Genomic DNA, 25,056 nt, shown 5'->3' on the forward strand with positions numbered 1-25,056 from the left:
CCGTCAGATCCAGCCGGCCTCGCGGGCGAGGCGTACCGCCTCCACCCTCGTACGCGCGCCCGCCTTGCGGGCTATCCGGCCGAGGTGGTTGCGTACCGTTCCCGGGGCGAGCCCGAGTGCCCGGGCGACCTCCGCCACCGGGGCCCCGGCCGCCGTCAGGTCGAGGATCTCCGCCTCCCGTGAGCTGAGCGGGCTGTCCCGGCGCAACACCGCCATCACCAGGTCGGCGTCGACCACCGACTCGTGTCGGGCCAGCCGCCGGATGCCGTCCACCACCCGCTGCGGGGAGACGTCGTTGCCGAGGATCCCGACCGTACGCCCCGGCACGAGGACCCGGTGCAGGCTGCGCGCCCGACGCCGGTCGGCGAGCACCAGCAACGGGCACTGCCCCGCCAGGCCCGCCTCGTCGACGAGGTCGAGGTCCACGACCGCGACGTCGGGGCGCCGCGTGCGTACCGCGGGCGGTAGGGCCTCGCCCCGGTCCAGCTCCGCCACCACGCTGATGTCCTCCTCGGCGGCGAGGACGAGCGACAGGGCACCCCGGACCAGGGCACCGTCGAGAGCGAGCAGCGTACGGATCACCGTTGACCCTCCGGAACGTCATCAGGTAGATCACGGAACGTCAAAATTCAATCACGCCCCGACAGGTTCCGCTCGGCGAGCGCGCGTGGCGTCGAGAGCGCGGGCGGCGATGGCGGTGAGGTCGACGCCACCGTCCAGGCGGGACGGTGCGGCGGGCACGAGCCGGCGGACGCGTGCCCGCTACATCCAGCCGTCGCGGCGGGCACGCCACACCGCCTCCATCCGGTTGCGGGCGCCGGTCTTACGCATGATCGCCGAGAGGTGGTTGCGTACCGTCCCGTGCGCCAGGTAGAGCCGGCGGGCGATCTCCTTGATCGGCAGGCCCTCCGCGGCCACCCGCAGCACCTCCACCTCCCGGCGCGTCAACGGGCTCGACTCGGGGCGTAGCGCCGTCACGGCGGCCTCGGCGTCGATGACCTTTCCTCCGGCGGCGAGTTCACGCACGGCGTCGACCAGCGCCTCCAGCGAGGCGTCCTTGCCGACCAGGCCGCGTACGCCGGCGGCCAGCAGGTCCCCCACGATGCGCTGGCTCCACCGACGGCCCATGGCCAGCACGGCGGTGTCGGGCATCGCCTCGGTGATCTCGGCGACCGCCTCGACGGGGTGCGGGGCGTCCGGCGCCAGATCCACCAGCACGACGTCCGGCCGGTGCCGGCGCACCAGGGTGGGCAGGTCCGCCACCCCGGTCACCTCGGCGACGACCTGGATGTCCTCCTCGCTCGACAGTGCCGCGCACAGGGCGGTACGCAACAGTCCCATCTCCTCGACAACGACGACGCGGATCAAGGCGTGGCTCCGATCTGGGGGTGGTGGTGGGGTGGCGGTCGGGTCCCGTTGACGGGACTCGGCCGGCCGGCCGAGTGGACGGACGGAAACGACTGGATGCTGGCGCGCGACAGGTGCAGCGAGCCGACGGTCAGGGGCAGGGGCGACCGGGCGGCCGGGCGCCTGGCGGCGCGGCCGGACGACCGTGCGGGCCCCGGCCAGGGTGGGCACTCACCCCGGAACGCGGGTCACCCGGGGCGGCCGACACGGGTGGCGGCCCTCCGCCGGCGTCCGTCGAAGGGTTCGCGTCGGCGCGCCGCCCGCCGGATGCCGGGGCGCCCACACCCGTGGTCGCCGCCACGGTGTCCCCGCTCCGTGCGGCGACGGGTGGGCGGCGGAACGCCGGGCGACGCATTGGACAGCGACCTCCCTCGTCGAACACGTCGACACATCGTAAAGATCTGCTTACCCGATCGCAGCCAGTGGATGCTTCGTGACGGATTGCCGACTGGGTGTCGACGGCTGACGCGCCGTGCGTTAGGGAACCCGCCCGCGGTGGTCGCGGTGCCGCACCGGAGCACAACGCGAACGAGCCCCCCGGTGACGGAGGGCTCGTTCGCGGCGCTGCCTGCGGTGCGCGGACGCCCGGCAGGTGCGGGACGTCGGCGACCGGCGGTCAGGTCATGTCGTCGTAGCGGCGTTCGATCGGTGCCGGCGCGGCGATCGGCTCCGGGGCGGTGATCGGCGCGCTGGCGTCCACCCGTTGCCCGGCCTCCACCGGCTCGGGGTCGAACTCCAACGGTGACACCTCGTCGTCGTCGATGCCCGCGTAGACCTCCTTGCCGCGGCCCTTGCGCTTGTCGTTGATGAAGGCCACCCCGACAGCGACGAAGTAGAGCAGCGACAGGCAGAGCGCCAGCAGGGTCATGCCGAACGGCCCGGGGTCGGGGGTCGCCACCGCCGCGAAGGCGAAGCAGACGAAGACCACGGCCCGCCACCAACTGAGCAGCCTGCGGGCGCTCACCACCCCGGTGAAGTTGAGCATCAGCAGGGTGAGGGGGAACTCGAACGCCACCCCGAAGAGCAGGATCATGTTGGTGACGAACGAGATGTAGCGGGTCACCTCCAACTGGGAGTCGGTGCCGGTGACACCGGCTTCCAGCAGGAAGGCCAGGCCCTTGTCCACCACGAAGAAGGCCAGTACCGCGCCGGCGGCGAACAGGGGCGCCGCGATCGCCACGAAGACGTACGCCCACTTGCGCTCGCTGCGGTGCAGGCCGGGCGCGATGAACGCCCAGAGCTGGTAGAGCCAGACCGGCGCGGCGATGATCAAGCCGATCCAGAGCGCCAGTTTCAGCTTGAGGACGAAGCCGTCGGTCGGCGCGAGCTGCAGGAAGTTCTGGCACTCACCGTCGACCACCATGCCCGGAAGCCGGCAGTAGGGCTGCTTGAGCAGATCGAACGCCGGCTGCGCGAGCACGAAGCCGATGATCAGCCCGATCACGATGGCCACGGAGGCGCGGAACAGCCGGTCACGCAGCTCGCGGATGTGCTCGATGAGCGTCATCGAACCGTCGGCGGCCCGCTCGAAGTTGCTCGGGCCGCGCTTCTTGAGGGAGAAGGCCACGGGTCTCGGGCCCTTCGGTCAGTTGTCGCGGACGCGCTGCACCGGGTCGTTGACCGGGGGTGCGTACGGCTGCTGCTGCGGGGCGACGTGCGGCTGCTGCCCGGCGGGCGGTGGCGCGTACGGCTGACCCTGGACGGTCTGCGGTGGGAGCGGCTGGTAGCCGGCCTGCGCGTCGGCCTTCTCGGCGAGGTCGCGGTCGTCGTCGTGCAGGCTCTTGGTCTCGGCCTTGATGATCCGCAGCGACCGGCCCAGCGAACGGGCCGCGTCGGGGAGCCGCTTCGCACCGAAGAGCAGGATCAGCACGACCACGAGTATGGCGATGTGCCACGGCTTGAGGGCACCCATGGGAAGCTCCAGTCGCTCTGTGTCGTCGTGAGGGTGTACCGCGGTCCATCGTACGTCCGCTGACGGCCGCTGCCACCCGCCGGGTGATGGTGGTTTCGCCCCGGTCGGTGAAGTCTGACCAACGCGGGACGTCCCGTCAACCGTCTGCCGCAGAGATCATTCCTGCGCGCAACCGGAGCGGTTCGCGCACCGACCGATCAACGGCCGCGTTTCGCCCTGATCACGGCCAGCCGCCGCTGGGTGGTGTCGAGCTGCCCCTGGAGGGCCTCAGCCCGCGCCTGGAGGGTCTCGGCGGTCTCCCGCAGCGCCTCCGCCTCGGTGGCCCGACGTTGCAGGGCCACGGCCGCGCGCCGCAGCCGTGGCAGGCGCGCCAGCACCAGCCGCAGGGCCAGAGCGAACACGACGAGCGCGAACAGCACCACCGCGAGCACGATCCACTTCACCACGGCGGCCAGCCTACTGGGTGCCGGCGGCCAGCGCCGGATCGGCCGGAGTCGGGTCCGGCCCGCCCGGTGCGGCCGGCACCGGTGAGGCGTACGCGTCGAGGGCGGCGACCGCCGCGGCCCGCACCTGGTCCGCGAGCTCGGCCGGGGCGACCACGGTCACGTCCGGGCCCAGGCCCAGCACGAACCGGCGGGCCCAGGCCAGGTCCGTGACCCGCAGCGAGACCATCCAGTGGTCGCCGTCGCCGGCCTCGACCCGCTCGCACGGGTAGTACTCGGTGAGCCACCGCTCGCCCCGGCCGATCCGCAGGGTGATCAGCGGCAGGTCCGGCGACGGCCGGAACACCCCGTCGGTGAGGTCGTGCGGGCGGGCCTGCGGCGGCACCACGGCCCGCTCCTCCAGCTCGGCGACCGCGTCGATCCGGTCGGCCCGGAACAGCCGCACCCCCTCCGCACGGCGGCACCACGCCTCCACGTACGCCCGCCCGCCGACCATCAGCATCCGCAGCGGGTCGACGACGCGGTCGGTGGTCTCGTCCCGGGCGGCCGTGTAGTAGGTGATGCGCAACGCCCGGCCGCTGTCGACGGCCGCCCGCAGCTCCTCCACCCGCCGCGTGTCGGCGGGCAGCCGGACCTCGACGGGCGCCGCGACGAGGTCGCCGGCCGCGTGCTCGATCTTCGCGAGGGCCCGCTCGACGGCCTCCCGGTTGGTCACCCCGGGCGTCTCGGCGAGCATCCGCAGCGCCACCACCAACGCGAGGGCCTCGTCCGGGGTGAGCCGCAGGGGCCGGTCGATGCCGGCGTCGTAGGTGATCGTGACCCGGTCGCCGTCGAAGGCCATGTCGATCAGGTCACCCGGCCCGTAACCGGGCAGCCCGCACACCCACAGCAGCTCCAGGTCCTCGCGCAGCTGCCGTTCGGTGACGCCCAGGTCTCCGGCCGCCTCGGCGATCTCGATGCCGGGCCGGGCCAGCAGGTAGGGCACCAGGTTCAGCAGCCGGGCCAGCCGGTCGGCCGACGCGCGGGAGCCGCCCCGGGCGGCCGGGCGGGTCACCGGACACCCCCGGTGACCGCGAGGTCGTCGTGCCGGGCGGCGATCTCCTTGAGCCGCTGGATCACCGCGTCGCGCACCTCTGGCGGATCGAGCACCCGCACGTCGGGGCCGTAGCCGACGAGCTGGCCGGCGAGCACGTCCGCGTCGGCGTAGGGCAGGACGAGCCGGTCACCGTCGGGCCCGGCGGTGACGCCGACCGCCCAGCGGCGCAGGCCGGCGGCGCGCCCGGCGGCGACCACCACCGTGGCCCGCCCGGTGCGCTCCGTCGGCCCCGACCAGCGCGCCACGTGGCTGATCAGGTCGACCCCCGTCGGGGGCTCGTAGCCGCCCGACGCGCCGGTCACCCGGACCGCGCCGACCACCCGGGACAGCCGGAAACAGCGGGTCGCCGCGCGGTCGAGGTCGTGCCCGACCACGTACCAGCGGCCCCGCCAGCAGACCACGCCCCACGGTTGCAGGCGCCGGCGGGTGGAGTCGTCGCGGTCGGGCACCCGGTAGTCGAAGGTGACCTCCCGCCGGTCGCGGGCGGCCGCGGTGAGCGGGGCGAACGCCGGATCCACCGTCACCATCGGCTCCAGGCCCAGCGTGGCCTGCGGGTCCACGTCGACGCCGGCGGCACGCAGCTTCGCCAGCCCGGAGGAGGCGGCGGCGGCCAGGCCGGCGTGCTGCCAGAGCCGGGCGGCGATGCCGACCGCGGCGGCCTCGTCGGGCTCCAGGGGAATCTCGGGCAGCGCGTACTCCCGGTGGGCGATCCGGTAGCCCGGCTCCGCGTCGAAGACGCTCGCCGTCCCCGTCTCCAGCGGCACACCCAGCTCACGCAGCTCGGCCTTGTCCCGCTCGAACTTGCGTTGGAAGGCCTCGTGGTCACGCGCGTCGTCCGGATCGTGCTCGTAGCCGGGCACGGTCGCGGCGATCTGCGCGGCGGTCAGGAACCGTCGCGTGGACAGCAGGCAGATAACCAGGTTGACCAGGCGTTCGGTGCGGGTCCGCGACACGCGGTAGACGCTAGCAGCCCACCCGGCGCACCCGTGCACCCACGCGGGCAGGACGTGCCGCGCGTCGCGAACGGTCGGTTCACCGGTCGGCGGGCGCCGCCGACTCTACAGTGGCGTGGTGACCCAGCCGGAGGTCAGGAGCGAAAGCGTCGGCACCGTCGTCGTGGCGGGGGCCGCCAACCTCGCCATCGCGGTGGCCAAGCTGATCGCCGGGCTGGTCTCCGGGTCGGCGGCGATGCTCTCCGAGGCCGTGCACTCCGTCGCCGACACCACCACCGAGGTGCTGCTCTACCTCGCGCTGCGCCGCGGGGCACGGCCCGCCGACGACCGGCACCCGTTCGGGTACGGCAAGGAGAGCTACGTCTGGGCGTTCCTGGCGGCCCTGTTCACGTTCGTCGCCGGCGCCGGCTTCGCCGTCACCCACGGCATCACCACCATCCTGGTGCACGAGCACAGCGGCGACTACCTGGTCACCTACGTCGTGCTGGCCGTGTCGTTCGCCATCGAGTCGGTCTCGCTGGCGCGCGCCGTGCGCCAGGTGCGCCGCGAGTCGCGGCACTGGCGTACCACCCCGCGCCGGTTCCTGCAACTGACCTCGGACACCCCGTTGAAGGCCGTGTTCCTGGAGGACAGCGCCGCCCTGATCGGGCTGGTGCTGGCCGCCGTCGGGGTCGGCCTGTCCCAGCTCACCGACGACGAGCTGTGGGACGGCATCGCCTCCGTGCTGATCGGCGTGCTGCTGCTCGTGGTGGCCGCCGTCCTGGCCGGCAGCAACCTCTCGCTGCTGGTCGGGCGGGCGGTGCCCGAGCGGCTGCGCGGTGAGATCGCGGAGGAGATCGCCGGCCTGCCCGCCGTACGCGGCATCGAGACGCTGCTCACCATGCAGCTCGGGCCGAGTGAGGTCCTGGTCGCCGCGAAGGTGGACTTCGACGACGACGTCAGCGGCGCGACCATCGAGGCCGCCGCCGAGCAGGCCGAGCGGCGCCTCGCCGCCCGTCACCCGTACGTCCGGCACGTCTTCCTCGACCCGACGCGCGCCGCCGGGCGCGACGACCCGGAGCCGGACGGTTCCGGCGGTTGACCGCCCCGGGCGCGCCCGTCCGGGGCGGCGACGCTAGCGTGCCGGGCATGGTGCGATGGCGGTCGGGAACGGTGACGGCGCTGCGGCGGCAGTGGACCGGGGCGGTGGAACTGGACGTCGACCTGTCCGACGGCGGCAGCGTACGCGCCCTCGCCTACCCCGCCCTCGTCGGCCGGCCCGAGCCCGGCGACCGGGTGCTGCTCAACGCCGGCGCACTGCTGATGGGCCTCGGCACCGGCGGGTACGCCCTGGTCGTGGCGTTGCCCGACCGGCTGCCGCCGGACCCGCCGCAGGCCCTCGACAGCCGCGACGCCGGTCACCTGGTCAAGGCCCGCTACACCCCGCTGCAGCCGATCCTGCTCGGCGTCGACGAGGAGGCGTCCCCGCACCGGGAGGTGATGGCAGCCGCCGACGACCTGGCCGGCCTGCCCGTGGTCACCGCCGACCTGCACTCCGCGCTGCCGGCGATCCTGGCCGGCATCCACGCCGACGCGCCCGCCGCCCGGGTGGCGTACCTGCTGACCGACGGCGGGGCGCTGCCGGCCTGGTTCTCCCGTACCCTCGCCGGGCTGCGCGAGCACCTCGTCGGCACGGTCACCGTCGGCCAGGCGTTCGGCGGGGACCTGGAGGCGGGCACCGTGCACAGCGGGCTGCTGGCCGCCCGGCACGTACTGCGCGCCGACGTGGTGATCGTCGCCCAGGGGCCGGGCAACCTGGGCACCGGCACCCGGTGGGGCTTCTCGGGGGTGGCCGTCGGCGAGGCCGTCAACGCCGTCGCCACGCTGGGCGGGCGCCCGGTCGGGTCGCTGCGGATCTCCGACGCCGACCCACGGCCCCGCCACCGGGGCGTGTCGCACCACAGCCTCACCGCGTACGGCCGGGTGGCCCTCGCCTCCGCCGAGCTGGTCGTGCCCGACGGCCTGGCCCCGGCGCTGGCCGGCGAGGTGGACGCGGCGCTGGCGCCCCTCGCGGCGCGGCACAGCCTCGTGCGGGTCCCGACCGACGGCCTCGACGCCGCGCTGCGGGCCGCGCCCGTGCCGCTGTCCACCATGGGCCGGGGCCTCGACGCCGACCACGCCTACTTCCTGGCCGCCGCCGCGGCCGGCCGGCACGCCGCCCGCCTGCTGAGCTGACCGCCCGCTGAGTCGACCGCCCGCCGGGTGTCGGCGCGGCGCTGCGGCGGCACCCGGACGGCGGCACGGCGCTCCGCCCGGGCGGCGGCACGGCGCTCCGCCCGGGCGGCGGTCAGCTCAGCGCCTGCTCAGCTCGCGCCGTAGCCGTGCCGCACGATGTGCTCGGCGGAGCGCTCGTACACCACCGGGTCCTCCGGGGCGAGCGTGCCCAGCCCGTCCACGTAGCGGTTGAACATGCAGAACGCGGCCGCGATCAGGACCGTGTCGTGGATCTCCAGGTCCGTCGCGCCGGCTGCCCGCGCGGCCTTGACCAGTTCCGTCGTCACGTCGCGGCCGGTGCGCTGCACGGCGGCGGCGATCTCCAGCAGCGTACGCAGCTTGTCGCTGACCTCGGCGGTCGCCGGATCGGCTCGGACCTGGTCGACCAGCCGCATCCCCGCGGGCAGCTGCGCGGCGGCGAAGGCCGAGTGCGACGCACAGCAGAACCGGCACTCGTTCAGCCCCGACACGTACGCCGCGATCAGCTCCCGCTCGCCGGGGGTCAGCGTCGGGTGCGGGGCGCGCAGCAGCGTCTCCGCCAGCTCGTTGAGCGGCTTGGCCGTCTCGGGGCGGAAGATCATCGGGCCGTTGATGCCCGGGTGTGCCCGCTCGTCGAGACCGAGGTCGATGTGTGCCATGCCGTCACCTTCCTGCCACGACCACGCAGCGCGCGCAGCCGGTCACCGGAAACGCCGAACGCGATGACGGTTCCAGTTACACCGCCGCCGGCGCAACTTCGCGATTGCTCAGCAGGGGCGGCAGGCGGGGCAGGAGGAGGAAGGTGCCGCGACGGGCCGGCAGGCGCTCGACCGGGCGCCGGCCGTCAGCCTCGGGGGCAGGCGGCTCAGACCAGGAAGATCAGGGCCAGCCAGGCGCCCACGATCAGCACCAGCGCGAGCGCCAGCACCCAGGTGGGCACCGTGTACTCGCCGCGCCGGTTGCGCGCGATCTCGTCACGGATCTTCTCGCGGCGGCGCTCGGCCCAGTTCTGACGCTGGCGGCCGCTCTCGGGAGGTTCGGATGTCGTCATGGCGCGGCCAGCCTACCGGCTCCGCCGGCCCGGACGGCGGCCAGCACCGCACCGGGCCGGTTTCCCCCGTCACATGCTGGCGATCAGCCGCTCCACCCGCTCGTCGTACGCCCGGAACGGGTCCTTGCAGAGCACCGTGCGCTGTGCCTGGTCGTTGAGCTTCAGGTGCACCCAGTCGACGGTGAAGTCCCGCCGCTTCTCCTGGGCGTGCCGGATGAACTCCCCACGCAACCGGGCCCGGGTCGTCTGCGGCGGGGTCTCCTTGGCCTCGAAGATCTCCGGGTCGGTCGTCACCCGGTCCACCTCGCCGCGCCGCTCCAGCAGCCCGTAGAGGCCGCGCCCCCGGCGCAGGTCGTGGTAGGCCAGGTCCATCTGGGCCACCCTCGGGTGCGACAGCGGCAGGTCGTGCTTGCGCTGGTAGCGCTCGATCAGCCGTAGCTTCGTCACCCAGTCGATCTCCCGTGCCACCGGCTCCAGGTCACCGGTCTCCACCGCGCGCAGCACCCGGCCCCACAGCTCCACCACCCGCTTCGCGGTCTGGTCGCCGCCGCGCCGCTCCACGAACTCGGTCGCCTTGGCGAGGTATTCCTGCTGGATCTCCAGCGCGCTGACCTCCTTGCCGGAGGAGAGCCGCACCTTGCGGCGCCCGGTGATGTCGTGTGACACCTCGCGGATCGCCCGGATCGGGTTCTCCAGCGTCAGGTCCCGCATCACCACCCCGGCCTCGATCATCCGCAGCACGATGTCGGCGGTGCCGACCTTGAGCAGCGTGGTGACCTCGTTCATGTTGGAGTCGCCGACGATGACGTGCAGTCGGCGGTAGCGCTCCGCGTCGGCGTGCGGCTCGTCGCGGGTGTTGATGATCGGCCGGCTCCGGGTCGTCGCCGACGACACGCCCTCCCAGATGTGCTCGGCCCGCTGCGAGAGGCAGTAGACCGCCCCACGCGGCGTCTGCAACACCTTGCCCGCCCCGCAGATCAACTGCCGGGTGACCAGGAACGGAATCAGCACGTCAGCCAGCCGGCCGAACTCCCCGTGTCGCGACACCAGGTAGTTCTCGTGGCAGCCGTACGAGTTGCCGGCCGAGTCGGTGTTGTTCTTGAACAGGTAGATGTCGCCCGCGATGCCCTCGTCGTGCAGCCGCTTCTCCGCGTCGACGAGCAGACCCTCCAGGATCCGCTCCCCGGCCCGGTCGTGCGCGACCAGGTCCACCACCGAGTCGCACTCCGGAGTGGCGTACTCCGGGTGCGAGCCGACATCCAGGTAGAGCCGGGCGCCGTTGCGCAGGAACACGTTGCTCGACCGGCCCCACGACACGACACGGCGGAAGAGGTACCGGGCGACCTCGTCAGGGGACAGCCGCCGCTGCCCACGGTAGGTGCAGGTGACGCCGTACTCGGTCTCGAGGCCGAAGATTCGCCGCTCCATGATGAGACATTAGCCGCCCGAGGCCCCAGATGGGCAGCGCACGCCGCGCCCGTCTCGCGCCGGCCACCGCGTCGACAGGGCGGGCGCGCCCACGCGCACCGTTCGCGGGGATCCCGGGTGGACGCTCGGCGCCCAGGTGAACGCCCGGGCCGGAGACGAGGTGACGCGGAAACGGGCGGTCGGTCAGGCGCGTTCGCGCCCGAGACCGCCCGCCCGGGTGTTGTGTCCGCTACGCCTCGGGGCTCTCTTGGCCCTCCAGGTCCGCCGATCCGGCCGACGTGGTGGGCTTCTTCGCCTCCTCGCTCGGGGAGGTCGGCGTCTCCGGACGGGCCGGCACCGCCTCCTCGGCCTTGTCGCCGTCGAGCAGCGCGGTCAACGCGGCCCCGGTGATGCGACGGAACGTCCGCCCCACCCGGCGCCGGTCCAGCACCGCCACCTCCAACTGGTTGGCGGCGATGGTACGGGCGGAACCGCCCTCTCCCCCGACGCTGCCAAGCGCCTGCACCGCGACCTTGACCGCCTCGCCCAGCGACATGTCCGGGCGGTGGTGCGACTTCAGCACGCCGGTGATCGCCTCGGCCTGCCCGCCCATCGCCATCCGGCCCGGCTCGTCGTTGACGGAGCCGTCGTAGGTGAGCCGGTAGAGCTCGTCGTCCTCGGCGGTGGCGCCGACCTCGGCCACGCAGATCTCCACCTCGAACGGCTTCGACTGCTCGGTGAAGATGGCACCCAGGGTCTGCGCGAACGCGTTCGCCAGGGCCCGGCCGGTGACGTCCCGCCGGTCGTAGCTCAGGCCGTTCAGGTCGGCCATCCGCACTCCCGCGCGGCGCAGGTTCTCGAACTCGTTGTAGCGGCCGACGGCGGCGAAGCCGATCCGGTCGTAGATCTCACTGACCTTGTGCAGGGCGCTGGAGAGGTTCTCGGCGACGAAGAGCACCCCGCCGGAGTAGCTCAGGACGACCGCGCTGCGGCCCCGGGCGATGCCCTTGCGGGCCAACTCGGAGCGGTCGCGCATGATCTGCTCGGGCGAGGCGTAGAACTGCATGGCCACGGCGGCGGTTCTCCTTAGGGCGCTGTGCTGACGGCTGCTGACTGGTGCGGGCGGGAGCGGATCAACCGCCCGGGTTCTCCATCCGGCCGGAGACCACGCTCTCGGCGATCGCCGACATCTCCTCGTCGGTGAGCCGGTGGGTGCCCTCCGCCGTCGCCGTCATCACCACCGGGTAGATCCGCCGGATCAGGTCCGGGCCGCCGGTCGCGGTGTCGTCGTCGGCGGCGTCGTAGAGCGCCTCGACCGAGAGCCGGACCGCCTCGTCAACCGAGAGACCCGGCTGGAAGCGCTTCTTGAGCGCGGACTTGGCGAAGAGCGAGCCGGAGCCGATCGCGTCGTAGCCGGTCTCCTCGTAGGGGCCGCCGGTGACGTCGAAGCTGAAGATGCGCCCGGCCCGCGCCGGGTCCTTCGCGGCCAGGTCGAACCCGGCGAAGAGCGGGATCACCGCGAGACCCTGCATCGCGGCGCCCAGGTTGCCGCGGATCATCGAGGCGAGGCGGTTGGCCTTGCCGTCGAGCGAGAGCATCGCGCCCTCGATCTTCTCGTAGTGCTCCAGCTCCACCTGGAACAGTCGCATCAGCTCGATGCCGATGCCCGCCGTGCCGGCGATGCCGACCAGCGAGTACGCGTCGGCCGGATGCACCTTCTCGATGTCGCGCTGGGCGATCAGGTTGCCCATGGTGGCCCGCCGGTCGCCGGCCATCACGACGCCGCCGGCGGCCGAGATCGCCACGATGGTCGTCGCGTGGGGCGCCATGTCGGCGGCCATACCCGGCGGCAGGGGCCGGCGGCCGGGCAGCATCTCGGGGGCCACCTTGCTCAGGAACGAGGTGAAGGAGGACGTCCCCGCGTTGGTGAACACATCTGGTAGACGCCCGGATGGATCAAAACCCGCTGCCACGTGGTTCCTCTCAGATATGTGATCGCCTCCGCCAGCCGCGACTGATCGTCACGGAACTGGCCGAGACCACCGTTGCAGTTGAAGCACAATATCCCGCGCACCCACCCGGTGCGATGATCGTGGTCCAGATGTTGGGGGTCCGGCGTGCCGCAGATCGCGCACACCCCGCCCCGCTCGGCCGGGAGCTCCTGGAACTCCCTGTCCCGACGCCGTAGCGCCGCCGCAGGTGGTACTCACGCGTCCCGCCGTACAGGTGTTGCCGGGACTCCCCGCCCTTGGCGTCGTGGCACGGCTCGCGGTACCGACCACGGCCGTCCCGCGCCCCGAGCGGTTCCGGGGAAGTCCTCCAGCGACTTCACCTCGGCGCACGACGGACACCGGCGGCGCCCGTCCGGCACCACGGGCAGTTGGCGCACCTCGTGTCCGTGCTGCCGTGGCGGTCGTCCCACCGCTGAGGCATACCTGAATGCCTGATTTACCCTATTCGCCCCCCTTCTGTACATAGCCGCGCACGAACTCCTCGGCGTTCTCCTCCAGGACGGAGTCGATCTCGTCGAGCAGGTCGTCGACGTCCTCGGTGATCTCGGCGTGCCGCTCGGCGACCTCCGGATTCGCCTCGGTGGTGACGTCCTCGATCTCCTCGCCCTGACGCGACTTGCCCGACTGCGACTGCCCGCCGCTGTCACGAGTGGCCATTGCTGCCTCCTCCACGATCGCCCTGCGATCAACTTACCTCGCGGAGGCGACGAAAAGCCCGTCGCGCGCCGCCTTCGGCACACGACGGGCATCCGTCGACGACGACGCCTCAGCCGCCGGTGAGGGTCTCCAGGAGGTCCTTCGCGCTGGGGCACCGATCGAAGAGCGCCCCCACGTGCTTGCGGGTGCCCCGCTCGGGCTCCATCATCGGCACCCGCACCAGCGACTCCCGGCCGACGTCGAAGATCACCGAGTCCCAGCTCGCCGCGACGACCTCCGAGGCGTACTGGGCCAGGCAGCGGCCACGGAAGTAGGCCCGGGTGTCCTCCGGCGGCTCGGTCATCGCGGTGCGGGTCTGCTCGTCGTCCAGCAGCGTCTTCATCGCGCCCCGGGAGACCAGCCGGTGGTAGAGGCCCTTCTCCGGGCGGACGTCGGAGTACTGCAGGTCGACCAGTTGGAGCTTGTGCGAACCCCAGCCGAGCTGCTCCCGCTCCCGGTAGCCCTCCAGCAGCCGCAGCTTGGCCACCCAGTCCAGCTCGTCGGCGCAGAGCATGACGTCGCGGCCCAGCCTGTCCAGCACCCGCTCCCAGCGGTCGAGCACGTCGAGGGTCTGCTCGTCGGCGTCGCTGCCGTAGCGGTCGTCCACGAAGGACCGGACCCGCTCGTAGTAGGCCCACTGCAGGTCCAGGGCGGTCAGCCGCCGCCCGTCGCGCAGCCGCATCCGGTGGGTCAGGCTCGGGTCGTGGCTGACGGCGCGCAGCTCGCTGACGGGGTCGGCGATGCCGAGGTCGGGGCCGAGCGCCTTCTCCTCGATCATCGTGAGGATCAGCGCCGTGGTGCCGACCTTGAGGTACGTGGAGATCTCCGACAGGTTGGCGTCGCCGATGATGACGTGCAGCCGGCGGTACTTGTCGGCGTCGGCGTGCGGCTCGTCGCGGGTGTTGATGATCGGCCGCTTGAGCGTGGTCTCCAGGCCGACCTCGACCTCGAAGAAGTCCGCACGTTGGGAGATCTGGAAGCCGCTCTGCCCGCCGTCCTGGCCGATGCCGACCCGGCCCGCGCCGCAGACGATCTGCCGGGTCACGAAGAACGGCGTCAGGTACGCGACGATGTCGGCGAACGGGGTCTGGCGGCGCATCAGGTAGTTCTCGTGGGCGCCGTAGCTGGCGCCCTTGTTGTCGGTGTTGTTCTTGTAGAGGTGGATCGGCTGGGTGCCGGGGATGGTGGCGGCGCGGCGGGCCGCCTCGGCCATCACCCGCTCCCCCGCCTTGTCCCAGCGCACCACGTCCAGCGGGTTGGTCACCTCCGGCGTGGAGTACTCCGGGTGGGCGTGGTCGACGTAGAGCCGCGCCCCGTTGGTGAGTATCACGTTGGCCAGCCCGAGGTCCTCGTCCGCGAGCGCCTCGGCCGGGTCGTACGCCGCGCCGGAGTAGGTGAAGCCACGCGCGTCCCGCAGCGGCGACTCCTCCTCGTAGTCCCAGCGGGCGCGGCCGCCCCGGTTGAGTTCCGGACGCGCCCCGTAGGCGTTGACCACCTGGGAGGAGGTGACCATGGGGTTGGCTCCGGCCTGTCCGGGAACGGAGATGCCGTACTCGACCTCGGTGCCCATGATCCGTCTTACGCTCATCGACCTACCCGCTTCGCTCGCCCGACCCGGTCCCCCGTCACGTCGAGCGTAGTCGGCCGTACGGCGGAAGGGGGCGCGGCGGACCGGGGCGGCGGAGCGCGGGCGGGTTCGGGCGGGACGGGACGGGGCCCGCGACGCGTCGCGTCGCGGGCCCCGTGCGGGTGTCCGTCAGAGGTACTGGCCGGTGTTGCTGGCGGTCTCGATGGACCGGCCGGCCTCCGCGCCCTTGCCGCCGGAGACGAGCGTGCGGATGTAGACGATCCGCTCGCCCTTCTTGCCGGAGATGCGGGCCCAGTCGTCGGGGTTGGTGGTGTTGGGCAGGTCCTCGTTCTCCCGGAACTCGTCGACGCAGGCGTCGAGGAGGTGCTGCAGGCGCAGGCCCTTGCGTCCGGAGGTGAGGAACTCCTTGATGGCCATCTTCTTGCCCCGGTCGACGATGTTCTGGATCATCGCGCCGGAGTTGAAGTCCTTGAAGTAGAGGACTTCCTTGTCGCCGTTGGCGTAGGTGACCTCGAGGAAGCGGTTCTCCTCGGTCTCCGAGTACATCCGCAGCACGACCGCGTCGATCATCGCCGCGACGGTGGCCTGGGGGTCGCCGCCGTGCTCCGCGAGGTCGTCCGGGTGCAGCGGCAGCCCGGAGAGGATGTACTTGGAGAAGATGTCCTTGGCCGCCTCGGCGTCCGGCCGCTCGATCTTGATCTTCACGTCGAGCCGGCCGGGGCGCAGGATCGCCGGGTCGATCATGTCTTCCCGGTTGGAGGCGCCGATGACGATGACGTTCTCCAGCCCCTCGACGCCGTCGATCTCGCTGAGCAGCTGCGGGACGATCGTGTTCTCCACGTCGGAGGAGACGCCGGAGCCGCGGGTCCGGAAGATCGAGTCCATCTCGTCGAAGAACACGATCACCGGGGTGCCCTCGCCGGCCTTCTCGCGGGCCCGCTGGAAGATCAGCCGGATGTGCCGCTCGGTCTCGCCGACGTACTTGTTGAGCAGCTCCGGGCCCTTGATGTTGAGGAAGAAGCTGGTGTGCTTCTCCTTGCCCTCCCGCTCGGCGATCTTCTTCGCCAGCGAGTTGGCCACCGCCTTGGCGATCAGCGTCTTGCCGCAGCCGGGCGGGCCGTAGAGCAGGATGCCCTTCGGCGGGCGGAGCTGGTGCTCGCGGAACAGGTCGGCGTGCAGGAAGGGCAGTTCCACCGCGTCGCGGATCTGCTCGATCTGCGAGTGGAGGCCACCGATGTCGGTGTAGTCGACGTCGGGCACCTCCTCCAGGACCAGTTCCTCGACCTCGCTCTTCGGGATCCGCTCGTACGCGTACGCCGAGCGGGGCTCGATCATGAGCGAGTCGCCGGCCCGGATCGGCGAACCGATCAGGGTGTCGGCGAGGTGCACGATGCGCTCCTCGTCGGAGTGCGAGACCACCAGGGCCCGGTCGCCCGGGCTGCCGTCGGGACCCGCGAGGATCTCCTTGAGCATCGCCACCTCGCCGACCCGCTCGAAGCCGAACGCGTCGACGATGTTGAGCGCGTCGTTGAGCAGGACCTCCTGGCCGCGCCGTAGCTCGGCGACGTCCAGCGAGGGCGAGACGGCGACGCGGAGCTTGCGTCCGCCGGTGAAGACGTCCACCGTGCCGTCGTCGTGCCGCGCGAGGAAGACTCCGTAACCACTCGGCGGTTGCGCGAGGCGGTCGATCTCCTCCTTGAGCGTCACGATCTGCGCGCGAGCCTCCTTGAGGGTGCTCACGAGCCGGTCGTTGTTCTCGGTCAGCCGCGCCAACTGTGCCTGGGTGGCCGCCAGCCGCTCTTCGAGCTGCCGGACGTGTCGGGGGCTTTCGGTCAACTTGCGCCGCACCAGAGCGAGTTCCTCTTGAAGGAACGCGACCTGCGTGGAGAGATCGTGGGCCTCCTTCTCCCACCGTGCGGCGCGCGAGTCCGCGTCGTCGCTGCGTGCCACGTCCCACCTCCCCGGGGGGCTTGAACGTTCTGCCCTAACACTAGCCGCTATGAGGCCGATTCGGTCCCACGCAACGCCCTCGTCACCGAACCTTGATCGCGAAGGGTGGCCCCGGGGGCCGGTCCGGGCGTTCGGGTACCGTCGGTGCGTGGGACGGGAGAACATGGGGGGTGCGCCGTGGCAGAGGTCGTGACGGATCAGCTACAGGTCTGGGTTGACCAGGATCTCTGCACGGGCGACGGGCTCTGCGTGCAGTACGCGCCCGAGGTCTTCGAGTTCGACGTCGACGGGCTCGCCTACGTCAAGGGCCCCGACGGCGACCTGCGGATGGCGCCGGGCAGCCGGGTGGACGTGCCGGAGCACCTGCGCCTCGAGGTGATCGACTCGGCGAAGGAGTGCCCGGGCGAGTGCATCCACGTGGTGCGCGGCAGCGACGGCGTCGAGGTGGCCGGCCCGGAGGCCGAGGAGGACTGAGCGCCGCTCGTCCTCCCGCGCCTGCGGGCACGGGAGGACACCGCGGGCCGGCGCACCGACCGGCCCGCGCTTCAGCGGCCGGGCGTCCGGCTCAGAGCAGCGGGCGGCCGACCACCGAGGCGACCAGGCGGGCGAACTCCTCCAGCCGGGCGATCTGCCCGGCGCCGCCGTCGTCGAGGGTCTTGCCGAAGCGCAGCGCGTCGTGCCGGGGCGCGCCCACGGCCTCGTCGCTGGGCGGCGCCTCGTCCAGCGAGGTGAGCAGCAGGTAGACGTCGATGCTGTCGACCCGGATCCCGCCGTCGTCGGTACGGGTCAACCGGCGCCGGCAGCCGACCTCGGTCACCGTGGAGACCGGCACCACCCGCAGCGACGAGGTCATCGAGCCCGGTGGCCCCTCCTCCGGCGGCACGTCCTCGCCGTGCCAGAGGACGAGACGGCTGCCGTCGCAGACCACGACCTCCTGCCACACCCCGTTGACCTCGTTGACGAAGCGTTCCAGGGTGAAGCCGAGCACCGACGCGCCGCGCAGCACCCCGCCGAGCGCCTCCAACGCGACGTCGGGGTCGCGCAGGTACGCCCGGGCCGCCGATTCGAGGTCGGTGTAGGGCGACCAGTCCGGGAACACCGCCGGCAGGTCGCCCCCACCGAAGCCGGGCCGGCTCATTGCACCTCCCCGTGCCCGGCCCGCCGGCGCGCGCCGACGGGCAGGATCCGTCCGTTCACTCCTCGCCGCCCCGCTGCGCCGTCACGGCCGTTCCGCGTCCTCGGCCGCCGACTGCGCCGCCGCGGCGGCAGCCGCCTGCCTGGCGGCCTCGGCCTCGCGCAGCGCCTGGCGGCGTTCGGCGTACGCCTCGGCGCCCTTGCTGGGTTTGCGCCGCCGTGGCGGTGCGGTGACGCCGGGGGCGAGCTTACGCGCGGACACGAGGAACGCGGTGTGCGCGATCATGCGGTGGTCGGGTCGCACGGCCAGGCCCTCGGCGTGCCAGTCGCGCACCAGCGACTCCCAGGCCCGCGGCTCGGTCCAGCCGCCGCGCTCGCGCAGCGCCTCGACCAGCTCGGACAGCTGCGGGGTGGTGGCCACGTAACCGATGAACACGCCGCCGGGCACCAGGGCCCGCTCGACCATGTCGAGGGTCTCCCACGGCGTGAGCATGTCGAGGATGATCCGGTCGAAGCCGGTCTCGGTGCAGCCGGCGACGTCGCCGACGTGCAGGTGCCACGCGGGGTGCGGACCGTTGAAGAACGCCTCGACGTTGCGCCGGGCGATCTGGGCGAAGTCGTCGCGGACCTCGAACGAGTGCAGTTCGCCGCCCGTGCCGACCGCGCGCAGCAGCGAGCAGGACAGCGCGCCGGAGCCGGCGCCGGCCTCCAGGACCTTGGCGCCGGGGAAGATGTCGCCCATGGCGACGATCTGGGCGGAGTCCTTCGGGTAGATCACCTGGGCGCCGCGCGGCATGGAGAGCACGTAGTCCGACAGCAGCGGCCGCAGCGCCAGGAACGCGGTGCCGCCGCCGGTGGTGGTGACCACGCTGCCGTCCGGCAGGCCGATCAGCGCGTCGTGCTCCAGGATGCCGCGGTGGGTGTGGAACGCCTTGCCCGGCTCCAGGGTGACCGTGTGCATCCGCCCCTTGGGGTCGGTCAGCTGCACCCGGTCGCCGGGCCGGAACGGGCCGCGGTGGACGGGGGGCAGCGCCGGGGTGTCGGCGGGCACGCCGATGCCCGGTTCGGCCGGGGCGGCGGGGGGAGTTGCGGTCACGTGTTCATCTTCCGTTGAGGTTCGAGGAGCTGAGCCAGATCCGCGATGTGCAGAATGCCGACGACATCTTCGCCTGAGGTAACTACGTACTGCGCGCCCGGGTGGGTCTGCACGGTCTCCATCACGCGTTCCCCGTCGAGCCCCACCGGCATCGTGGGCAGGTCGGGCAGGGACCGGGCCACCGTGTCGACGGCCAGCCACGGGCGGCGTTCCGCGGGCACGGCCTCCGCCGCGGCCGGGTCGACCAGGGCGACCGGCCGTCCGGCGGTGTCGGTGACGACGAGGGCGGCGCCGGGGGCGTTCCCGTCGGCGCGCCGGCGGTACGCCTCGGCCAGCGGGGTGCCGGTGGGCACGGCGAACACGGGCCGGGCCAGCCGGGACAGGTCGATCAGCGGGAAGCGACGGCTGATCCGGGCCATCCGGATCGACTGCCCGGCGCCGCGCCACAGGGTGAACGCGACGAGCAGCATCAGCGGCAGCGCCAGCGGCGCCAGGTCGCGGGTGAACGTGAGCAGGGCGACCAGCGAGGCGGTGCCGACGGCGACGGCGCGTCCCACCCAGCCGGCGACCTCGGTGCCGCGGTGACGGTCACGGGTCACCGCCCAGACCGCCGCCCGCAGCGCCCGGCCGCCGTCGAGCGGCAGGCCGGGCAGGATGTTGAACAGCGCGACGATGACGTTGCTCACCGCCAGCTGGAACGCGAGCTGGTTGGCCAGGGTGCGGTCGGGCAGGGCGAGGGTGGCGGCCACCGCGAGCGCACCGAGCACGGCGGAGACGGCCGGGCCGGCGAGCGACACCAGCAGGTCGATGCGGGGCGTCGGGGCGTCGCGGTCCATCTCGGTGTAGCCGCCGAGCAGTTCCAGGGTGATCCCGCGCACACCGATGCCGTAGCGGCGGGCGGTGAGGGCGTGGCCGAGCTCGTGCAGGAGTACCGAGCCGAGCAGGGAGACCACGAAGCCGAACCCGATCAGGTAGCCGGCGAGCTGGGACAGGTCGAGCTGGCGGCGGGCGAACTCGGCGTACAGCACGGTCACCAGCAGGGTGAGCAGCACCATCGAGCCGTTGAGGTGCAGCGGCACCCCGAACACCCGGCCCACGGTGAGGCCGGCCCGCGCGTCGGGCCGGCGGCGCGGTCGACTCGTCTGCTCCATCGGATCGATGCTACGCGGCGGAGATCATGCGTCGACGCGGCGACGGGATCATGACACCGGCGCGGCGCGCGGATCTTGCGCCGGTGCGGCGGCGGGGTGCTGTCACACCGGTGCCCTAACCTTCCGGGCATGACGGCGCAACCGGTTACCACGCAGCAGTCCTCGACCCCGGCCGGGATCCCGGCGACGGTGCGGGCCTCGCTGTCGCCGTCGCGGGCGGCGGATTTCAAGACCTGCCCGTTGCTCTACCGGTTCCGCAGCATCGACCGGCTGCCGGAGCGGCCGACCGTCGAGCAGGCCCGGGGCACGCTGGTGCACGCGGTGCTGGAACGGCTGTTCGACCTGCCGGCCACCGGGCGCACCCCGACGGCGGCGGGCGATCTGGTGGCCCCGCAGTGGGACCGGCTGGTCACCGAGCAGCCGGAGCTGGCGGCGCTGTTCGCCGACGGCGACGCCGCGGCGGCGGCGGAGTTCCTGCGTTCCGCCGCCGGGCTGTTGGAGGGCTACTTCGCCGTGGAGGACCCGCGCCGGCTGGAGCCGGCCGAGCGGGAGAGCCTGATCTCGGCGGTGGTCGACGAGGAGCTGCTGATCCGGGGCTACGTCGACCGGCTCGACGTGGCGCCCGACGGGGCGCTGCGGGTGGTCGACTACAAGACCGGCGGCGCACCGCGGGAGGCGTTCGAGGCCCGGGCGCTGTTCCAGCTGAAGTTCTACGCGCTGGTGCTCTGGCGCACCCGGGGCGTGGTGCCCCGGGTGCTGCGGCTGCTCTACCTCAAGGACGCGGAGGTCTGCGACTACGCGCCGGACGCCGACGAGTTGCTGCGCTTCGAGCGCACCGTGGTGGCCCTGTGGCGGGCGATCGAGCAGGCGACCGCCCGGCAGGACTTCCGCCCCCGGCCGAGCCGGCTCTGCGACTGGTGCAGCCACCAGGCGCTCTGCCCGACCTTCGGGGGCACGCCGCCGCCGTTTCCGACTCTGGCGGCGCCGGATCCGCTGTATGACGCCCGGTCCCGCCCGACTCCCCCGGGCGCCGACGAGTGACCGGATGGCCGGCACCTGGGCGGTCAGCGCGCTGACCGAGCGGGAACCGGACGTGCTCGCGCGAGTGGCCCGGGGCGTCCGACGCCGGGACCGCCCGGGCGCCGTGGGCCAGCGAGGCCATCGTCAGGGCCCGCCTCGGGCGCGTGCTGACGAGGCCGGGCTGCGCGACCGGGTGCGGGCCGTGGCGCTGGCGTACGAGTCGGGACCGCTCCGCCCAGAGGCATAGCGCCTCGTCGCCGCCGGCGTACGCGGGGATGCGCGTGGCACGGCGGCGCGTTGTCGCCGTCACCTACCGTGACCAGAGGGGTCGTCGCGTGGTTGACCCTGACGCGGCGTCACTGTGCAGGATCGGTCCGGGCCGACGGGCATGCTCCCGGCCGACGCCTCCTCAGGGGCAACCCTGAGCCGGCATTGGGGGGCACCCGCAGCGCGAAATCCGCCATGGCTCCGACCGGAGTCGGACGGATCGTGGCCGGCAGGCACAGATGATGGTTCTGCCGCGCCGACCAGCGGGGGCGGTGCGGACGAAGACAGACGGAAGAGGTAGATGACGTGACCGCGACGGTAGGCCGGCAGGCGCAGGCCGCGGCCCGGGCAAACGACGTGTGGAAGGTGTACGGCAGCGGCGAGGCGCAGGTCGTCGCGCTGCGGGGGGTCAGCGCCGAGTTCGAGCGGGGCCGGTTCACGGCGATCATGGGGCCGTCGGGCTCGGGCAAGTCGACGTTGATGCACTGCCTCGCGGGCCTGGACTCGGTGACCCGCGGCACGGTCTCGATCGGCGACACGGACGTCACCGGCCTCGGCGACTCGGGCCTGACGAAGCTGCGCCGCGACAAGGTCGGCTTCATCTTCCAGCAGTTCAACCTGCTGCCGACGCTGACGGCCAAGGAGAACATCCTGCTGCCGCTGTCGATCGCCGGGCGCAAGCCGGATCCGGACTGGTACGACACGGTGATCGCCACGGTCGGGCTGCGCGACCGGCTGGACCACCGCCCGGCGCAGCTCTCCGGGGGCCAGCAGCAGCGGGTTGCCTGCGCCCGCGCGCTGGTCGCCCGGCCCGAGGTGATCTTCGCCGACGAGCCGACCGGCAACCTGGACTCGCGCGCCGGTGCGGAGGTGCTGAACTTCCTGCGCGACTCGGTACGCGAGCACGGGCAGACCATCGTGATGGTCACCCACGACCCGACCGCCGCCGCGTACGCCGACCGGGTGGTCTTCCTCGCCGACGGGGAGATCGTCTCCGAGCTGATCGAGCCGACCGCCGACACGGTGCTGGACACCATGAAGAAGCTGGACACTCCGGCCGAGGCGGGGCGCTGATGTTCCGCGCGACCCTCAAGAGCCTGCTCGCGCGCAAGGTCCGGCTGATCCTCTCCGGCCTGGCCGTGGTGCTGGGTGTCATGTTCGTCTCCGGCGCGTTCGTGCTCACCGACACCCTCGGCCGCTCGTTCGACGCGATCTTCGCCGACGCGTACGAGGGGGTGGACGTCAACGTCGCCGGCACGCCGAAGATCGACGTCGGCGAGGCGGAGGGCATGCAGGTGGCCACGCCGGTGCCGGCGACCGTCCTCGACAAGGTCCGGACGGTGCCCGGCGTGGCCGAGGCCACCGGTGTGGTCGGCGTCGACGGGGCGCGGCTGATCGGCGCCAACGGCAAGGCGGTCGCCTCGTTCGGGCCGCCCCAGCTGGGCGAGAACTGGACCGGCGAGAGCGACCTGGTCCAGTTGCGCGAGGGGCGGGCCCCGCAGGCCGACGACGAGATCGTCATCAACAGGGCGCTCGCGGCGGCCGGCAAGGTGAAGGTCGGCGACCGGGTCGGCGTGCTGACCCTTCAGCCGAAGGAGGAGTTCACCATCGTCGGCGTGTTCGGCTACAGCGGTGGGCGGGACTCCATCGGTGGCGCCAACGAGATCATGTTCACGACGCCGGTCGCGCAGCGGCTGATGCTCGGCGCGCCGGACACCTTCAGCAACATCTCGGTCACCGCCGCCGACGGGGTGTCGGACGAGGCGCTGCGCGATGCGGTGGCCGCCGCCGTGGGCAGCGGCTTCGAGGTCAAGACCGGTACGCAGCTGTCGGAGGAGGCGGCGGCCAGCCTGAAGGAGGGCCTGTCCTTCTTCAACCGGATCCTGCTCGGCTTCGCGGCGGTGGCGCTGCTGGTGGGCACCTTCCTGATCCTCAACACCTTCTCGATCATCGTGGCGCAGCGCACCCGGGAACTGGCGCTGATGCGCGCCGTGGGGGCCAGCGGCCGGCAGATCATCGGCTCGGTGGTGCTGGAGGCCGTCGCGGTGGGGTTGGTCGCCTCGGTGCTGGGTCTCGGTGCGGGCGTCGGCATCGGCGCGCTGCTGGCGTACCTGTTCAGCACGTTCGCCGGCGGGCTGACCCTGGCCGGGATCGGCGTGCCGCTGTCCGCCGTGGTCGGCGCGTTCTCCGTCGGCCTCGTGATCACGGTGGTGGCGGCGCTGCTGCCGGCGCTGCGGGCCTCGCGGATCCCGCCGATCGCGGCGATGCAGGACGTGGCGACGCCCGACCGCCCGCTGACCAGGGTCACCGTGGCCGGTTCGATCGTCACCGCCGTGGGCGGCGGGCTGCTGGCGCTGGGGCTCACCGGCAACGCCGGGGGCAACACCCTGGCCACCATCCTCGGCGGGGTGCTGTTCGCCTTCATCGGCGTGGCCCTGCTGACGCCGCTGATCAGCCGGCCGGTGGTGGGTCTGCTCGGTGCGGTCTTCGCCTGGTCGGTGCCGGGCAAGCTGGGCCGGCTCAACTCCGGGCGCAACCCGCGCCGCACCGCCATCACGGCCGCCGCGCTGATGGTCGGCATCGCCCTGGTCACCGGGGTGACGGTGATCCTGGACTCGGCGAAGAGCAGCATCAGCGGCCTCGCCCAGGACAGCGTGAAGGCGGAGCTGGTGATCGCCGGGGCGCAGAGCGGCCCCCGGCCGCCGAGCTTCGACCCGGCGGTGCTGGAGAAGGCCGCCGCGATCCCCGGGGTACGCATGGTCGACGGCGAGTACGGCGACCTGGCGATGGTCGGTGGCCAGCGCACGTGGGTGGCGGCGAGCAGTGACGTCGCCGCGCTGCGGCAGATCTTCGGGGCCGAGCGCACCGCAGGCGACATCGACCGGCTGGCGCCGGACGGGATGCTGGTCAGCTCGGACACCGCGACGGCCCGTGGCCTCTCCGTGGGTTCCAAGGTGCCGGTGCAGACGTCCCGGGGCGAGGCGCGGACCTACACCGTGACCGGCATCTACGCCAGCTCCCAGCTGACCAACCCGGTGGTGCTGCCGGCGGAGGCGGCGCGCGGCTTCACCATCCCGCAGCCGATCCAGGGCTTCATCCAGCTGGCGCCGGGCACGCCGGTGGCCGACGTGCAGCCGCAGATCGAGGCGCTGCTGGCCGACTCCCCCGAGGTGTCGGTGGCCGACCTGGGGACGTTCATCGAGCAGCAGACCGGTCAGCTGGACGGGCTGCTCAGGATGATCCAGATCCTGCTGGCGCTGGCCATCGTGATCGCCGTACTCGGCATCGTCAACACCCTCGCGCTGTCGGTGCTGGAGCGCACCCGGGAGCTGGGGCTGCTGCGGGCCATCGGTCTGCGCCGGGCGCAGACCATGCGGATGATCACCGTGGAGGCGGTGGTGATCTCGGTGTTCGGCGCGCTGCTCGGTGTCGTCGTCGGCGCCGGTCTCGGTGCGGCCGTGGTCGAGGCGCTGCGGGACGAGGGCATCACCGACCTGGTGCTGCCCTGGACCCAGATGGGGATCTTCCTCGGCCTCGCCGCGATCATCGGGGTGGTCGCGGCGGCGCTGCCGGCGGTGCGGGCCGCCCGGATCAACGTGCTCGGCGCCATCGCCCACGACTGATCCCGCCGCACGACGAGG

At 72.7% G+C, this 25,056-nt stretch carries 25 protein-coding genes; 6 read left to right on the plus strand and 19 right to left on the minus strand.

The window, feature by feature from the left end:
* Positions 1 to 3: 3 nt before the first annotated feature.
* The 7 genes from ACGFIG_RS28020 to ACGFIG_RS28050 form a co-directional block, all read right to left on the minus strand.
* The gene (locus tag ACGFIG_RS28020) at positions 4 to 582 is read right to left on the minus strand and encodes a response regulator transcription factor (RefSeq protein ID WP_393007880.1); all 579 of its coding nucleotides are present in this window, start codon (positions 580 to 582) and stop codon (positions 4 to 6) included.
* 180 nt (positions 583 to 762) lie between these two features.
* Positions 763 to 1,368, minus strand: coding sequence for a response regulator transcription factor (locus tag ACGFIG_RS28025; RefSeq protein ID WP_393007882.1), 606 nt, complete (start codon positions 1,366 to 1,368; stop codon positions 763 to 765).
* Between the two features lie 655 nt (positions 1,369 to 2,023).
* Complete coding sequence (gene tatC, locus ACGFIG_RS28030) at positions 2,024 to 2,974, minus strand: twin-arginine translocase subunit TatC (RefSeq protein WP_393007883.1); 951 nt, start codon at positions 2,972 to 2,974, stop codon at positions 2,024 to 2,026.
* Between the two features lie 18 nt (positions 2,975 to 2,992).
* On the minus strand, positions 2,993 to 3,319 hold the full coding sequence (tatA, locus tag ACGFIG_RS28035; RefSeq protein WP_393007884.1) for a Sec-independent protein translocase subunit TatA: 327 nt from the start codon (positions 3,317 to 3,319) through the stop codon (positions 2,993 to 2,995).
* A gap of 197 nt (positions 3,320 to 3,516) precedes the next feature.
* Positions 3,517 to 3,765, minus strand: a complete 249-nt coding sequence (locus tag ACGFIG_RS28040; protein ID WP_393007885.1) for a hypothetical protein — start codon at positions 3,763 to 3,765, stop codon at positions 3,517 to 3,519.
* 10 nt (positions 3,766 to 3,775) lie between these two features.
* Positions 3,776 to 4,816 carry a helix-turn-helix transcriptional regulator gene (locus ACGFIG_RS28045; protein WP_393007886.1) on the minus strand — a complete coding sequence of 347 codons (1,041 nt, stop codon included), beginning with the start codon at positions 4,814 to 4,816 and terminating at the stop codon, positions 3,776 to 3,778.
* Complete coding sequence (locus ACGFIG_RS28050) at positions 4,813 to 5,811, minus strand: helix-turn-helix transcriptional regulator (RefSeq protein WP_393007887.1); 999 nt, start codon at positions 5,809 to 5,811, stop codon at positions 4,813 to 4,815. The genes ACGFIG_RS28045 and ACGFIG_RS28050 overlap by 4 nt, the downstream gene beginning before the upstream one ends.
* A 118-nt stretch (positions 5,812 to 5,929) precedes the next feature.
* Between ACGFIG_RS28050 and ACGFIG_RS28055 the strand changes: the two genes are divergently transcribed.
* Positions 5,930 to 6,892, plus strand: coding sequence for a cation diffusion facilitator family transporter (locus tag ACGFIG_RS28055; RefSeq protein WP_393007889.1), 963 nt, complete (start codon positions 5,930 to 5,932; stop codon positions 6,890 to 6,892).
* A 47-nt stretch (positions 6,893 to 6,939) separates the two neighbouring features.
* Positions 6,940 to 8,025 (plus strand): DUF3866 family protein, encoded by a 1,086-nt coding sequence (locus ACGFIG_RS28060; protein WP_393007891.1) that lies wholly within the window; start codon positions 6,940 to 6,942, stop codon positions 8,023 to 8,025.
* A gap of 128 nt (positions 8,026 to 8,153) precedes the next feature.
* On the opposite strand, the gene ACGFIG_RS28065 is transcribed toward ACGFIG_RS28060, so the two are convergent.
* From ACGFIG_RS28065 to arc, 9 genes are all read right to left on the minus strand, one after another.
* Entirely contained in the window at positions 8,154 to 8,702 is a 549-nt protein-coding gene (locus ACGFIG_RS28065; RefSeq protein WP_393007892.1) for a carboxymuconolactone decarboxylase family protein, read from the minus strand.
* 206 nt (positions 8,703 to 8,908) lie between these two features.
* The gene (locus ACGFIG_RS28070) at positions 8,909 to 9,094 is read right to left on the minus strand and encodes a hypothetical protein (protein ID WP_393007894.1); all 186 of its coding nucleotides are present in this window, start codon (positions 9,092 to 9,094) and stop codon (positions 8,909 to 8,911) included.
* A 69-nt stretch (positions 9,095 to 9,163) separates the two neighbouring features.
* The gene (gene pafA, locus ACGFIG_RS28075; protein ID WP_393007896.1) at positions 9,164 to 10,522 is read right to left on the minus strand and encodes a Pup--protein ligase; all 1,359 of its coding nucleotides are present in this window, start codon (positions 10,520 to 10,522) and stop codon (positions 9,164 to 9,166) included.
* 229 nt (positions 10,523 to 10,751) lie between these two features.
* Positions 10,752 to 11,573, minus strand: coding sequence for a proteasome subunit alpha (prcA, locus tag ACGFIG_RS28080; RefSeq protein WP_393007898.1), 822 nt, complete (start codon positions 11,571 to 11,573; stop codon positions 10,752 to 10,754).
* Positions 11,574 to 11,634: 61 nt separating this feature from the next.
* Entirely contained in the window at positions 11,635 to 12,474 is an 840-nt protein-coding gene (prcB, locus tag ACGFIG_RS28085) for a proteasome subunit beta (protein WP_393007900.1), read from the minus strand.
* Positions 12,393 to 12,638 carry an endonuclease VII domain-containing protein gene (locus ACGFIG_RS28090; protein WP_393007902.1) on the minus strand — a complete coding sequence of 82 codons (246 nt, stop codon included), beginning with the start codon at positions 12,636 to 12,638 and terminating at the stop codon, positions 12,393 to 12,395. The genes prcB and ACGFIG_RS28090 overlap by 82 nt, the downstream gene beginning before the upstream one ends.
* A gap of 316 nt (positions 12,639 to 12,954) precedes the next feature.
* On the minus strand, positions 12,955 to 13,170 hold the full coding sequence (locus tag ACGFIG_RS28095) for a ubiquitin-like protein Pup (RefSeq protein ID WP_088993750.1): 216 nt from the start codon (positions 13,168 to 13,170) through the stop codon (positions 12,955 to 12,957).
* A 109-nt stretch (positions 13,171 to 13,279) separates the two neighbouring features.
* Positions 13,280 to 14,797: a depupylase/deamidase Dop gene (gene dop, locus ACGFIG_RS28100; RefSeq protein WP_393007904.1), complete on the minus strand. Its 1,518-nt coding sequence runs from the start codon at positions 14,795 to 14,797 to the stop codon at positions 13,280 to 13,282.
* 168 nt (positions 14,798 to 14,965) lie between these two features.
* The gene (arc, locus tag ACGFIG_RS28105; protein WP_121398236.1) at positions 14,966 to 16,747 is read right to left on the minus strand and encodes a proteasome ATPase; all 1,782 of its coding nucleotides are present in this window, start codon (positions 16,745 to 16,747) and stop codon (positions 14,966 to 14,968) included.
* A gap of 177 nt (positions 16,748 to 16,924) precedes the next feature.
* On the opposite strand from arc, the gene ACGFIG_RS28110 reads away from it, so the two are divergent.
* Positions 16,925 to 17,221, plus strand: a complete 297-nt coding sequence (locus tag ACGFIG_RS28110; protein WP_393007906.1) for a ferredoxin — start codon at positions 16,925 to 16,927, stop codon at positions 17,219 to 17,221.
* A gap of 91 nt (positions 17,222 to 17,312) precedes the next feature.
* Here ACGFIG_RS28110 and ACGFIG_RS28115 read toward each other — a convergent pair whose 3' ends face one another.
* The 3 genes from ACGFIG_RS28115 to ACGFIG_RS28125 all read right to left on the minus strand — a co-directional run bounded on the left by ACGFIG_RS28115 (position 17,313) and on the right by ACGFIG_RS28125 (position 20,065).
* Positions 17,313 to 17,885, minus strand: a complete 573-nt coding sequence (locus tag ACGFIG_RS28115; protein WP_393007908.1) for a hypothetical protein — start codon at positions 17,883 to 17,885, stop codon at positions 17,313 to 17,315.
* Positions 17,886 to 17,966: 81 nt separating this feature from the next.
* On the minus strand, positions 17,967 to 18,977 hold the full coding sequence (locus tag ACGFIG_RS28120; RefSeq protein ID WP_393007910.1) for a tRNA (adenine-N1)-methyltransferase: 1,011 nt from the start codon (positions 18,975 to 18,977) through the stop codon (positions 17,967 to 17,969).
* The gene (locus ACGFIG_RS28125; protein ID WP_393007972.1) at positions 18,974 to 20,065 is read right to left on the minus strand and encodes a M50 family metallopeptidase; all 1,092 of its coding nucleotides are present in this window, start codon (positions 20,063 to 20,065) and stop codon (positions 18,974 to 18,976) included. Before ACGFIG_RS28125 ends, ACGFIG_RS28120 begins: the two co-directional genes overlap by 4 nt.
* Before the next feature lie 192 nt (positions 20,066 to 20,257).
* Here ACGFIG_RS28125 and ACGFIG_RS28130 point away from each other — a divergent pair, with 192 nt between their 5' ends.
* From ACGFIG_RS28130 to ACGFIG_RS28140, 3 genes are all read left to right on the plus strand, one after another.
* Positions 20,258 to 21,169 carry a RecB family exonuclease gene (locus ACGFIG_RS28130; RefSeq protein WP_393007912.1) on the plus strand — a complete coding sequence of 304 codons (912 nt, stop codon included), beginning with the start codon at positions 20,258 to 20,260 and terminating at the stop codon, positions 21,167 to 21,169.
* A gap of 552 nt (positions 21,170 to 21,721) precedes the next feature.
* A complete protein-coding gene (locus ACGFIG_RS28135) occupies positions 21,722 to 22,489 on the plus strand; it encodes an ABC transporter ATP-binding protein (protein WP_393007914.1) in 768 nt (255 codons plus the stop codon).
* Entirely contained in the window at positions 22,489 to 25,038 is a 2,550-nt protein-coding gene (locus ACGFIG_RS28140) for an ABC transporter permease (RefSeq protein WP_393007916.1), read from the plus strand. Before ACGFIG_RS28135 ends, ACGFIG_RS28140 begins: the two co-directional genes overlap by 1 nt.
* Positions 25,039 to 25,056 lie beyond the last annotated feature (18 nt).

The sequence above is a fragment of the Micromonospora sp. NPDC049048 genome (assembly GCF_043197615.1).
Taxonomy (GTDB): Bacteria; Actinomycetota; Actinomycetes; order Mycobacteriales; family Micromonosporaceae; genus Micromonospora.